General features: G+C 69.0%; 9 protein-coding genes. 3 read left to right on the top strand and 6 right to left on the bottom strand.

All coding sequences use genetic code 11. From position 1 onward, the window contains the following. The first annotated feature begins 85 nt into the window (after positions 1 to 85). The 3 genes from ACRWNP_RS15690 (at position 86) to ACRWNP_RS15680 (ending at position 6841) form a co-directional block, all read left to right on the top strand. Positions 86 to 3034 carry a S8 family serine peptidase gene (locus tag ACRWNP_RS15690; RefSeq protein ID WP_431961836.1) on the top strand — a complete coding sequence of 983 codons (2949 nt, stop codon included), beginning with the start codon at positions 86 to 88 and terminating at the stop codon, positions 3032 to 3034. 383 nt (positions 3035 to 3417) lie between these two features. Then, a complete protein-coding gene (locus tag ACRWNP_RS15685; RefSeq protein WP_431961835.1) occupies positions 3418 to 5883 on the top strand; it encodes a SpoIIE family protein phosphatase in 2466 nt (821 codons plus the stop codon). A 193-nt stretch (positions 5884 to 6076) separates the two neighbouring features. After that, positions 6077 to 6841 (top strand): SDR family NAD(P)-dependent oxidoreductase, encoded by a 765-nt coding sequence (locus ACRWNP_RS15680; RefSeq protein ID WP_431961834.1) that lies wholly within the window; start codon positions 6077 to 6079, stop codon positions 6839 to 6841. A gap of 139 nt (positions 6842 to 6980) precedes the next feature. Here the strand turns inward: ACRWNP_RS15680 and ACRWNP_RS15675 are convergent, their stop codons facing one another. The 6 genes from ACRWNP_RS15675 to ACRWNP_RS15650 all read right to left on the bottom strand — a co-directional run bounded on the left by ACRWNP_RS15675 (position 6981) and on the right by ACRWNP_RS15650 (position 12814). Next, positions 6981 to 7118, bottom strand: coding sequence for a hypothetical protein (locus ACRWNP_RS15675; protein ID WP_431961833.1), 138 nt, complete (start codon positions 7116 to 7118; stop codon positions 6981 to 6983). Positions 7119 to 7168: 50 nt separating this feature from the next. Continuing rightward, the gene (locus tag ACRWNP_RS15670; RefSeq protein ID WP_431961832.1) at positions 7169 to 7666 is read right to left on the bottom strand and encodes a transmembrane transport protein; all 498 of its coding nucleotides are present in this window, start codon (positions 7664 to 7666) and stop codon (positions 7169 to 7171) included. Then, on the bottom strand, positions 7663 to 8214 hold the full coding sequence (locus ACRWNP_RS15665) for an RNA polymerase sigma factor (protein WP_431961831.1): 552 nt from the start codon (positions 8212 to 8214) through the stop codon (positions 7663 to 7665). Before ACRWNP_RS15665 ends, ACRWNP_RS15670 begins: the two co-directional genes overlap by 4 nt. Positions 8215 to 8537: 323 nt before the next feature. Continuing rightward, a complete protein-coding gene (locus ACRWNP_RS15660) occupies positions 8538 to 9413 on the bottom strand; it encodes a potassium channel family protein (RefSeq protein ID WP_431961830.1) in 876 nt (291 codons plus the stop codon). A gap of 141 nt (positions 9414 to 9554) precedes the next feature. Further along, a complete protein-coding gene (locus ACRWNP_RS15655; protein ID WP_431961829.1) occupies positions 9555 to 12089 on the bottom strand; it encodes an ATP-binding protein in 2535 nt (844 codons plus the stop codon). A gap of 41 nt (positions 12090 to 12130) precedes the next feature. Then, entirely contained in the window at positions 12131 to 12814 is a 684-nt protein-coding gene (locus ACRWNP_RS15650) for a response regulator (protein ID WP_431961828.1), read from the bottom strand. Positions 12815 to 12882 lie beyond the last annotated feature (68 nt).

Here is a 12882-nt window from a genome sequence, read left to right as displayed (position 1 = left end):
GTGTGACGGGCATTCACACCGTTGACTTCATGGGAGGAGACTCGTGGTCACAAGCGCGAGCCTTCGACGACGACGCCGAATAATCGTGGCGTCGGCAATCACCGCATTCGCCACCATCGTCGGCGGCCTGGGGAACATCGGGCCGGCCGCGGCACAGACCGGCGCTCCGCTGCCGGACCTGAAGCTGGGCCAGTACGACCACTCCCGAGCCGCCCTCACGGGCGGTGGCGCCCTGCACACCGCCGCGCAGCCCGGCACCATCAAGGGGCAGTACGTCGTGCGACTGCGGGAAGCGCCCGTCACTTCGTACACGGGCGGCGTCAAGGGACTCGCGGCGACGAGGCCGGCTGCCGGGCACGAGCTCCAGCCTCATTCGGCCGCGGCCGAGAAGTACCGGCAGCACCTGGGCGAAGCGCAGCGTGACGTACTCGGCGACTTCGGTGTGCGGGCTCAGCGGACCTACACGACCGCCTTCAACGGCTTCGCCGTCAAAATGACCAGCGCGCAGGCCGGCAAGCTGTCCAAGGACCCGCGCGTCGCGGCGGTCACCCCGGCCCGTCTCGTGAAGGCCGACGCGGCGACAACCCCGACCACGCAAGCGGCGCAGCACACCGCACAGGCGCCGGCGCGGACGGCGGCGCCGACGGCGGCGCGGACCAAACCGGTCCACGGCTCCAATGTGGTCATCGGTGTGATCGACACCGGAATCTGGCCGGAGAGCGCCTCCTTCGCCGCCACCATGGCGGCGCCCGCGGGCTGGCACGGCACCTGCCAGACCAGCAGGGACTTCCCCGCCACCGCTTGCAACGGCAAGATCGTCGGAGCACGGTACTTCGCCGACGGGTGGCTCAGCGCCTACGGATCGCTGCCCGAGGGGGAGAGCCTCTCGCCCCGGGACATGTACGGACACGGCACCCACACCGCCTCCACCGCGGCGGGTCTTCCCGTCAAGCACGCGATGGTCCTCGGGCATGACTACGGCGCGATCTCCGGAGTGGCGCCCGACGCTCGGATCGCCGTGTACAAGGCACTGTGGGGCGGCTCGGGCACGGACGCCGACATCATCGCGGCGATCGACGCGGCCGTGGCCGACGGCGTCCAGGTGATCAACTACTCGGTCGGCACGGCGATGGGGGACTACCAGCCGAACAGCCCGATCGGGAACGCCTTCCTCAACGCGTACCTCGCCGGGGTCTTCGTCGCGACGTCCGCCGGCAACGACGGCATGTCCGGGATGATCAGCAACGCCGAACCCTGGGTCACCACGGTCGGCGCGACCGTGGAGCGGTCCCACGAGGCGACCGTACGACTCGGCGACGGCACCCGCATCGTCGGCACCTCGATGGACCAACTGCCGTCCCGTCGCAGCACACCGATCGTCTTCGCCGACCAGGCCGGATCACTCGAGGACGGCGCGCAGTACTGCTGGTCCGGAAGTCTCGACCCCGCCAAGGTCAAGGGCAAGATCGTGGCCTGCGACTTCATCGACTCCGTCGACGCGGTGGCGACGGTCAAGGCCGCCGGCGGTGTCGGCGTGGTGCTGTTCCAGTCGACCGGCAACGCGCGCCTCAACGTGATCTACGACTTCCCGACCGTCTACCTGTGGAGCGCCGAACAGGCGGGCAAGCTCTTCAACTACCTGTGGGCGCACCGTACCGACGGGACCGCCTCGCTGGCCCAGGGCGGGGACGGCAGCAGCCTCGTCGGACTGCCGAGCGTGGCCGGACTCTCGTCCTACGGCCCCGACCAGACGCACACCGGACTCCAGAAGCCCGACCTCGTCGCGGACGGCATCGACGTGGTCGCGGCGGTGTCGCCGATGGGCGGCGGGCGCCTCTTCGACGCCTACTCCGGCACCTCGATGGCAGCCCCGCACGTGGCCGGCATGGCCGCACTGCTGCGCACCCGGCACCCGAAGTGGTCGCCCGGCGCGACCGCCTCGGCACTGCGGACGACCGCCACGGACACCCAGGGCACGGCCAGCCCCCTCCGCCAGGGCTCGGGCATGCCGCAGACCTCGTCCGCCGACGACCCCGGCCTGGTGATCGAGCCTTCCGCGGCCGAACTGACCACCTTCGCGGCCGCGGCGACTCCGGACGGCAAGGAGATCAACCTGCCGTCGATCGCGCTGCGCGAGTACGACGGGACGAAGCCGGTGCGGCTCACGCGACGGCTGACCAACGTCGGCACGCGCACCGAGACGTACACGGCGCACGTCGACGGGCTCGCCGGGATGAAGGTGGCGGTCAGCCCTCGGACGATCTCGGTGAAGCCCGGAGCCACCGCCACGGTGACCATCACCCTGGAGCGCGGAACCGCGACCTGGGACCGCTACAGCACCGGCTCACTCGTCTTCAGCAGCGCCAGGCACCGCGTGCGCCTGACAGTCGCCGGCCGACCGTGGGGCTTCACGCCGCGGCCGTACGACGACACGGGAATCGAGTTCGGCCGCACCGGCGGCCAGGGCCAGGGATTCCTGGAACCGGGCTTCACCGGACCGCTGGCCGGCCGCACCACCGGGTACATCCCCGTTACCTGGACGGACAAGCAGCTCACGACCACCGTCAGCGGCGGCGTCTTCTCCCCCGGCGGGGTGGGCACTCAAGGCACGAGGATCGTCGTGCCGCGCGGCTCGGCCGGACTGATCGTGCAGACGGCCTCGGACGACCCCGACACGAATCTCGACCTCTACCTCTACAAGGACGGCAAGCTGGTCGATCGAAGCTGGGCCTCGTGGCACAGCAGCGAGCGCAGCGTACGGTTCTTCCCCGAGCCCGGCGTCTACACCGCCTACGTACACGCCCAGACGGCAACCTCGCCCGACGTTCCCTACCGGCTCGGGGTGACCGTCATCCCCGGGAACACCGACCGGCACAACGCCACCCTGACCGCACCTGCCAAGGTGGAGCGGGGCGCTTCCTCACAGGTGACCCTGAACCCCGTGGGTCCGCAGCCCGACGTCGAGCAGTGGGCGTACACCGAGTTCCGCACCGGCCGAACCGTCGTACCCGGCTTGCTGATCAGTTCCCGCTGACCGCAGACCGATGTGCTGACCCTTTCATGCCGAGCCGGGGGCCGGCCTTCCCGAAGGAAGGCCGGCCCCCGGCGTCAGCGCGCGGCGGAGTGGCTCCCGCAACTGCTGCGGTCAGAGCTGGCCTCCTTTGCTCGCTTCCAGCCAACCTGTTGCGTGGCCGGTGGCGAGTACGGGCTGCTTCACCTCGACCTCGCCGTTTCGGCGTGGCCGAGAGCCAGACATCGCGGACGGCCGTGTCACAGATCGAAGTCCCGTCCGGTCAAAGACTCAAAAGGTGCAAACGGTGATGAATCAACCACCGTGAGGGTCCACTGCCCGGTGAGGCGCGTGTCGTGTTGCCGCACCTCGAATCACCCTGTCTCTGCCGAGAGGACACGGACTCGATGACCAGGAACCAGAAGACGACGCTCGGCAATGCCGCGAATACGCAGGAGGGCGTGGAATCGGCGAACGCGATGTTCGACGAACAGGGAACGGCCGTCGGATGGACTCAGGCTGCTGAGCGGCTGCTCGGATACGCCGCCCGGGAAGTAGTCGGCCGATCCGCCGCGATGTTGCTGCCATCTCCCGCAGAAGCCTCGGGAATAGCGGAGTTCATCGACCACTGTCGTGCAAGAAACGGCTGGTCGGGCACAGCGGTATTGCTCCACCGAGACGGCCGGCTACTCAACGTGAGCCTGCGGATCTCGAAGCTGTGGGGACAGGGAGGAGCGGTTCGTTGGCTGGTGTCCGTAACCGAGGTCGGCAAGCTTTCCTGGGCGGCGGCCAAGGGGTCGGTGCGGGAGTCACTCATCAGCCGCGCGCCGATCGGCGTCGTCGTTCGTGATACGCGGCTGCGCTGCACCTGGGTGAACGACACGATGGAAATGCTGGACGGTGTCCCCCGCCATCGGCGGCTCGGCCGTCGGTTCACAGGGGCGCTGCCCGATTCCGAGGCAGCCGGCCGCGAGGCGGTGACGCGGCAGGTCATGCGCAGCCGCGCGGCTGGCATCCACGAGTACCAGACCCGGCTGCCGACGAGTCCTGCCGGTGAGCACACGGTCACCGCTTTTTACTCGTGCCTCGAAGGTGCCGACGGCCGCGTTGTGGGGGTGTGCGCCGTCAGTGTCGATGCCACCGAAAGCCGGCGGGCGCGCGAGCGGCTCGCCATCCTGAGTGAGCGCAGCACCCGTCTGGGCTCGACACAGGACGCGATGCGCACCAGTCAGGAGTTGGCCGACCTCGCCGTACCTCTCTTCGCCGACTTCGTCGCCGTCGACCTGGAGCAGTCGGTTCCGTTCCGTGCGGGGGCGGCGGACGGCACCGTACCGATGGGGCATGGCCTCCCTGTTTTGCGCCGGGCCGGGCTCGCGTCCATCCGCGAGGGGGTGCCCGAGTCCCCATGGGCGCGCGGTGAGGTGATTCCCGTGCCTGCCTCCTCACCGCTCGCCGACACCCTGCGCACCAGGCGGCCCTATCTGGAGCCGGTCCTGGACGCTGCTCCCGGCAGATGGACCGACCACGACCCGACCCGGGCGCGGAAGATCAGCGAGAACAACATGCACTCGGTCATGGTCGTGCCCATCTGTGTGCAGAGTGACATGCTGGGCGTGGCGTTGTTCGTCCGCACAGAGGATCCGGCGCCGTTCCAGGAGACCGATCTGCTCCTCGCCGAAGAGCTCGTGAGTCGCGCGGCGCTGTCGCTGGACAGCGCCCGCCAGCACGCTCGTGAGCGCGGCGCGGCTCTCGAGCTCCAGCGCGGTCTGCTCCCTCAGGGTGTGCGGGGCGGCGCGGCGGTCGAGGTCGCCTCGCGCTATCTGCCCGCGGACACCGGCCTCGGTGTCGGCGGCGACTGGTTCGACGTGATCGAGCTGTCCGGCGCTCGCGTGGCCCTTGTCGTGGGTGATGTGGTCGGACACGGCATCGACGCCGCCGTGACCATGGGCCGGCTCCGCACCGCGGTGCACACGCTGGCCGACATGGAGCTGCCCCCCGATGAGCTGCTGACCCACCTGGACGACACAGTGCAGAGACTGGCCGAGGAGTACGCCCAGCCCCCCTCGCTGATGGGTGCGACCTGCCTTTACGCGGTCTACGACCCCTCCACCGGCCGGTGCACCATGGCACGGGCCGGGCACCCCCCGCCTGCGGTGATAGACCCGCACGGCCAGGTGACCTTCCCCGACCTTCCCGCTGGGGTCCCCCTCGGCTTTGGTGTGGACGCCCCGTTCGAGGCCGTAGAGCTTGAAGTCCCCGAGGGGAGTCTCCTCGCCCTGTACACCGACGGCCTGATCGAGACCCGCGACCACGACATCGATGACGGAATGCGCCGTCTGGGCACCGCCCTGGCACAACCGGGACGCTCCCTGGAAGACCTCTGCGCCCGCGCGATGGACATCGTCCCTGGCCGGGCGCCTGCGGACGACGTCACGCTCCTCCTCGTCCGCACCCACTCGCTCAGCCCGGCCAAGGTCGCCTCCTGGACGCTGCCCGGCGACCCGACCGCCGCCCGCAGTGCCCGGCACTTGGCAGCGCTGCAGTTGGCGGAATGGGGTCTGGGAGACCTTGAGGATCCGACGAAACTGATCGTCAGCGAACTGGTTGCGAACGCCGCACGCCACGGCAGCGGCCCGATCGGTCTGCGCTTGATCCAGCACAAGGTCCTCACCTGCGAGGTATCAGACGCCGGTGTCAGCTGCCCGCGCCTGCGTCGCTCGGGCTCCGGTGACGAGAGCGGTCGCGGCTTGTTCCTCGTCGCCCAGATGTCCCGCAGATGGGGGTCCCGCGCGACACCGAGCGGCAAGGTCGTCTGGGCCGAAGAGGACCTGGATGCAGCAGGCCTCGCAGGGCGCCACGCGGGGAGGGCGTGAAGCCAGATCTCACCGATGGGGACCCGTCGTACCGTGACCGTCCATCAGGTCCGGAACGTCAGCACGGGTGCGGGACGGGGGGATCGCGCACCGGCCCGCGACGCGATGCCGAAGGCTCACAGCCTCAAGCGCGGCATGAAGCAGGGCCGGGCGATCCGGCAGTTCCACGTTTTGCGAACTGAAAGGCTTCATCGTGTCGAATCACCTCGCAGTCGACTTCACCGGCCGAGTCGTGATCGTGACCGGTGCTGGATCGGGTATCGGCCGTTCGGTCGCCGTGTCCTTCGCCGACGCGGGCGCGGCCGTCCTTGGTGCCGGCCGCAATGAGCAAGCCCTCGCCGAGCTGGCCGACGCCCATGAGTCCATCGAGACGATCTGCTGCGACGTCACAGAGAGGGAGGCCCACCAGGCGATCGTCCGAGCCGCCGTGGACCGATGGGGTCGCCTGGACGTCCTGGTCAACAACGCCGGCGTCTTCATGTCGATGCCATTGCACGAGGTGACGTACGACGGCGTCAAACAGATCCTCGATACCAACGTCACCGCCCCCAGTCTGCTGGCCGGCGCCGCGCCGCCGTACCTGCAGAAGTCACGAGGGTCGATCGTCAACATCGCCAGTACCTTCGGACACCGCCCGCTCGCGCTGGCCAGCCACTACGGCGCCTCGAAAGCGGCGATCGAGCACCTGACCCGGAGCTGGGCACTGGAGCTGGCACCGGACGGGATCCGGGTGAACGCGGTCGCTCCGGGGCCCGTCGAGACCAGCGCTCTGGCAGCCTCCGGCCTCTCCCCGGCCGAGGTCCAGCAGATCAAGGATGCCGAAGCCGCCCGCATCCCGCTGGGGCGCCGAGGTCGGCCGGAGGAACTCGCCGTCTGGGTCGTCCGACTTGCGGATCCGGCTGTGGAATGGGTCACCGGCCAAGTCCTCACCGTCGATGGAGGCCTGGAGAACACCTGACGCCTTTGTACGCACGGGCGCCGTGGGAGCTGTGAGGGGATGGCGCGGCGGACGTACGCCCCTGGTGACGCGGACCCACGGGCGACCCCGAACTGCGGATAGCCCCCTACGCTGCCCAGAGCGTGGCCCGCTCGAGGGCTCAGGCAAGGAGCAGGCCGATCCCGATCAGCAAAGCTGTGCCCGCCAGCACGGTGGCCAGGAAGAGGGTGCGCTTGCCCGCGCCGCCGAGGCGTAGAACGAGAGCCAGCGGGCCGACTGGAGGGATCTTGCAGTTCACGGTGGCCTCCTTGAGCCATGGACGGGTCCGGACGGATGGATTTCAGGGGTTCAGGGGGTTTCCCGTCGCAGCGCGTCCCGTAGCCGCAGGAGTTCGCGGCGGCGGCGCCGGGCCCGGGAGAGGACGAGTGCCGCTGCGGCGACGAGGACGGCACCCGTCAGGGCGGTGGCCAGTGTCCCGGCCGCGGTGGAGCGTGCTGCGGCCAGTGCTGTCCCTGCCGTGCCGGTCACCACGGTGACCAGGAGCGCCAGCCGCGCTCCCAGCACCCGGTCCTGGGCGAACAGCGGTCGGTGCCTGCTCAGCACCCAGGTGGCGAAGGCGGCCCAGGCCAGCCCGATGGCGATCAGTGCGGCGAAGACGGCCTGGGTGCGCGCGGGAAGCGGATGCGGCTCGGTGGCCCAGAGCACCGCGACCAGTGCCGCCCCAGATGCTCCCGCCAGTCCCACGGCCACGTGGCGCATCCGGGAGCCCAGCGAGGCCTCCGCGGCAAGCGCGCGCTCGAGTTCCCTGGGCACATCCCGCCGAGCTGCGGGGTCCTGCTCGCTCATGTCTCGTATCCCCTCTCGGCAAGGACGCTCCGCAACATGCGGCGCGCGCGGTGCAGTCTGCTCTTGACGGTGCCGGGTGGTACCCCGAGCACCTCCGCACAGGCAGCCAGGGGCAGGTCCTGCAGATGGAAGAGGATCAGCACTTCGCGCTCCAGGGGTGGCAGCCCGTTGAGGCCGGCTTCCACCTGCATCGTGGTCAGCACGCCGCTGAGGGTGTCGTCGTCGCCGACGGCCACGGCACCGGCCTCCTCCACCGGCGTCTCCACAGCCCGGTACGCCTGCCGGAGGTGGTCGGTGACCGTGCGCCGGGCGATGGTGAACAGCCACGGGGCGAACCGCTCGGGCTGCCGCAGTCCCGGCAGCCCGCGCAGCACGGCGACCCAAGCCTCCTGCGCGAGATCGTCCGCGAGGTGCGGCGCGCCGACCATGCCCCGCACATAGCGCCACAACGGGGCGTGCCAGACGCGCACCAGGTCACGGAACGCCTCCCGCTCCCCGAGCTGGCAGCGCACCACCAGCAGCTCGTCGCGCCGCCCGCCACCGCTCACCGCACCTCCCGTGTCCACGGTCTCCCATCACCAAGACAGTCGGTATTCGGGGCATGGAGGTTCACGAACGGGAGCGACGCGTCAGGAGCCGGCTGAGTGGGACAGGGGTGCTCATCGCCCGGGCGATCCGCCTGTGGGGCTGGGGCTGCTTCTGCCACGCAGCGGCCCCGCGGTCTTCAGGCGTCGCCGACCTCAAATGATCCCAGCAGTCGGCTCGGGCACATCGGCTTACGTGGCAGCACCGCTTCCATCTCACCGGTGCTGGTAGCGGGTGGTGGCGCTGCACCCGGCTGGAGACAACCCTTGATCATTCGTGACTGCGGCTATGTCCCCGGTACGCCTCCGTGATCGCGGGCGTAGGCCTGGAAGATCTCGCGGGTGGTGCCGGCAGTGTGGAGGAAGCGTTGCTCCAGGACGGCTGCGAGATCGTCGAGGGCAGCCGTGAGGATGTTGGCGGCGAGATGGACGTCAGCACGGTGGGCGGCACACCCGCGCTGGGCAAGTTCGGTCGCGTACTCGGCGTGGACGGCTAGGGATGTGGTGTCCTGACCGTCGTGGAAGTAGTAGGACTCGGCGTACTGCAGGAGGTCTACGCCGATCCGACCGACCTCCGTTGCCAGCCCTGCGAGGAGGATGGCGCCGCTGCCGGAGTCCAGCTGATCGCTGGTGGGGTCGGTGGTTCGAATATGGGAGATTTTCAGCGCGAGAGCCCGCCGTCGTGCCAGAGCCGGGTAGATGCCCAGGATCCAGGAGACCGTCGCGGTCAGTAGGGCGAACCCCACCAGAGCTTCCAGGGGCCCGGCGATGCGCAGCCATCCGGCGGTCGGTGCAATGTCACCCAGGCCCAATGTCGCCAGGGTGACCAGGGAGACGTATACGGCGTCCACAAAGCCGGCATGTTCGGTGGGTTCCAGGCCGGTTGCGTAGGAGAAGGCGTCTGGTAGGTGTGGCCAGTAGATCAGCGCCCACCCCAGGGTTACGCCGCTGGCCCACATCGCCACTACGGTCACCATGCCGAGCGGTCCTGCGAGCCCTGCCTGCCGTCGGCGTGTACTGAGCCGTGAAGAAAGCCTCCACAGGACCGTCATGACGAACCGGCTCAGACCTCCGTGACGAGTGGGGTGCCACAAGGTGTGGAACACATCCCTCAGGATGATCCCGACGGTTCCCGCGCCGACCAGCGTGATCAGCCATTTCATGCGACCTCCCGACGTTGCGGGTGCAGCGGGAGTCGGCGAGCACAGCGACTCCACCGCCGATGACGGCGCCGTCTCGACTATCTGTCCGGGCAGCCCTACCTCGGGGATATTGTTGCTGGTCAGTGTCCTTCATGAACGGAATTACACCGTCGCATCCGGTGCCTTCTGCGGTGTGCGCCCGGCTGCCGGGACGCTGAGGACCATGGTGAGGCCGCCGCTGGGGGTGTCCTCGGCGTGCAAGGTGCCTCCCATGGCTTCGGCAAAGCCGCGGGCGACGGCCAAGCCGAGGCCGACACCGTTACCTCGCGGGGCGTCGCCGTAGCGCTGGAAGGGTTCGAAGATGCGTTCCTTGGCTTCGTCGGGGACGCCGGGGCCCCGGTCTACGATGCGGATTTCGACTCGGTCTCCCAGAGCACTTCCGGATACGAGTACGGGCCCCCTGCCAGGGCTGTACTTCACGGCGTTCTCCACGACGTTGGCGACGACCCGCTCCAGCAGACCCTTGTCCACGACGACCATGGGCAGAGTCTCGGGGATGTCCAGTTCTACGGTGTCCTCCGGCACGCCGGCCAGTGCCATGGGAACGACTTCGTCCACGTCCACTTCGCGGATCACTGGTGCGAGGGTTCCGGTCTGGAGCCGGGACATGTCGAGGAGGTTGCCGACCAGGTGGTCAAGGCGGTCGCAGCCTTCCTCGATGCCGGTGAGGAGTTCGGCCTGGTCCTCCTTGGACCAGGCCACATCGTTCGCCAGCAGGGAGGTGACGGATGCTTTGATGCCGGCCAAGGGGGTGCGCAGGTCGTGACTGACCGCGGCCAGCAGGGCGGTGCGCATGCGGTTGCCCTCGGCCAGCAGCTTGGCTTGGTCGGCTTCCTGCTGCAGGCGTTGGCGGTCCACGACTACGGCGGCTTGGGCTGCGAATGCGGCCAGGACGCGGCGGTCCTCTGCCGGCAGGACCCGGCCGGAGAGGGCCAGCGTCATGTGGTGGCCGGCCGGCACGTCGACGTCGGCGTCTTCTGGGCGTTCGCTGGAAGCACCGGGGCCCACACTGCCGGCCACGGTCCATGGCGCGGTCTCGTTCTCGCGCTCCAGCAGAGTCGCGGACTGCATGGCGAACGTTTCCCGGACCCGTTCCAGAACGGCCTCCAGGCTGGTCTCGCCCCGGAGCACATTACCCGCGAGGAAGGAGAGGATCTCCGACTCGGCGCGAAGCCGGGCTGCCTGGTGTGTGCGCCGGGCGGCCAGGTCGACGACGGAGGCCACGGACGCGGCCACCGCCACGAAGATCACCAGGGCGAGGATGTTCTTGGGGTCAGCGATCGTGATCCGGTGGACTGGTGGGGTGAAGTACCAGTTCAGGAGCATTGAGCCGAACGCCGCAGAGGCCAGCGCCGGCAGGAGGCCGCCCAGCAGTGCCGCCGCCACCGTCAGCGTCAGGAACAGCAGCATGTCGTTGGTGAGGCCGAGGTTGGCGTCGACGTGGGTCAGGAGCAGGGTCAGCAGTGCCGGGCCGCCGACGCCTGCGAGCCAGCCCCATATGATCCGTGCGCGGCCCAGGCGGGCGCCGCGCGCGATGGGCAGACCTCGGCCCTTGCCTACCGCGTCGTGGGTGATGAGATGCACGTCGAGGTCGGGGCCGGAGTCCCGGGCGATGGTGGCGCCGACGCCCGGCCCGAAGGCGTACTGCCAGCTCTTGCGGCGTGAGACGCCGAGGACGATCTGGGTGGCGTTGACGCCGCGCGCGAAGGCGAGCAGGGCTGCCGGGATGTCGTCGCCGACGACGTGGTGGAAGGTGCCCCCCAGGTTCTCGACGAGGGTGCGCTGGAGGGCCAGTTCTTTTGGTGAGGCCGAGGTGAGACCGTCGCTGCGGGCGATGTAGACCGCCAGCACCTCGCCGCCGGCGCCTTTCTCCGCCAGCCGGGTCGCGCGCCGGATCAAGGTGCGCCCTTCCGGGCCGCCGGTCAGGCCCACCACGATGCGTTCCCGCGAGCCCCAGATCTTTGAGACGCGGTGCTCGCTGCGGTACTGCTTGAGGTACGCGTCGACTCGGTCGGCCACCCACAGCAGCGCCAGCTCGCGCAGGGCGGTGAGGTTGCCGGGCCGGAAGTAGTTCGACAGGGCCGCATCCACCTTGTCGGGCTTGTAGATGTTGCCGTGCGCCATGCGGCGGCGCAGCGCTTCGGGTGACATGTCGACCAGTTCGATTTGGTCGGCGCGTCGTACGACCTCGTCGGGCACTGTCTCCTTTTGCCGTATCGCGGTGATCGACTCGACGACGTCTCCGAGGGACTCCAGGTGCTGGATGTTGACGGTGGAGATGACGTCGATGCCGGCAGCGAGAAGTTCCTCGACGTCCTGCCAGCGTTTGGTGTTGCGTGAGCCAGGGATGTTGGTATGGGCCAGTTCGTCGACCAGTGCTACTTTCGGCTGGCGGGCCAGCACTGCGTCGACGTCCATCTCGGTGAAACTCGCGCCCCGGTACTGCAGCCTTTTGCGCGGGAGCTGCTCCAGGCCGTGCAGCATCACTTCGGTGCGCGGCCGGTCGTGGTGCTCTACGAAGGCCACCACGCAGTCCGTGCCTCGCTCGACACGCCGGTGTGCCTCGGAGAGCATCGCGTACGTCTTGCCGACGCCCGGTGCCGCGCCGAGGTAGATCCGAAGCTTGCCGCGTGTCATGTTTATCGTCTTTTCGTCTCTGCGGTCGCGTGCCGGGCTTGTCACGCCTCGAACCGATAGCCCATGCCCGGCTCGGTGATCAAGTGGCGGGGGTGGGCAGGATCGGCTTCCAGTTTGCGGCGCAGCTGGGCCATGTAGACCCGCAGGTAGTTTGTCTTGTCGCGATGGGACTCGCTCCAGACTTCCTGCAGCAGTTGCTTGTGGGTGACGAGTCGGCCGGGGCTGGTCACCAGGATTTCCAGTAGATGCCACTCGGTGGGGGTGAGCCGGATGTCCCGGCCGTCCCGGGTGGCTTTTTTCGCGAGCAGGTCGATGGTGAAGGCGCCGGTCTTGACCAAGGTTGTTTCAGGCGTGAGTGGTGCAGGCTCGGTGCGCCGCACGGCGGCGCGTAGCCTGGCCAGCAGTTCGTCCATGCTGAACGGTTTGGTGATGTAGTCGTCTGCGCCCGCGTCGAGGGCTGCGACCTTCTCGTCGGAGGCCGTGCGCGCGGACAGCACGAGGATGGGTACGCGTGTCCAGCCGCGCAGGGCGCGGATGACATCGACGCCGTCCATGTCGGGTAGCCCGAGGTCGACGATGATGATGTCCGGTTGACGTGCTGCGGCCAGACGCAGCGCTGTGGCGCCGTCGGGTGCTGCATCGACGCCGTACTGTCGGGCCTGCAGGTTGATCACGAGAGCTCGTACGAGCTGGGGATCGTCCTCCACCACCAGCACCCGGGTCATCGGCCTGAGACCTTCCTTTGTCGGTGGGCAGATAGTGGGGGTGACAGCGGGAGCCGGCGGGTCCGGTG

The sequence above is a fragment of the Actinacidiphila sp. bgisy160 genome (assembly GCF_965342435.1).
In the GTDB taxonomy this organism is placed as follows: Bacteria; Actinomycetota; Actinomycetes; order Streptomycetales; family Streptomycetaceae; genus Actinacidiphila.
Note: the sequence above shows the minus strand (reverse complement) of the source record. Positions and strands in the feature narration are given on the sequence as shown.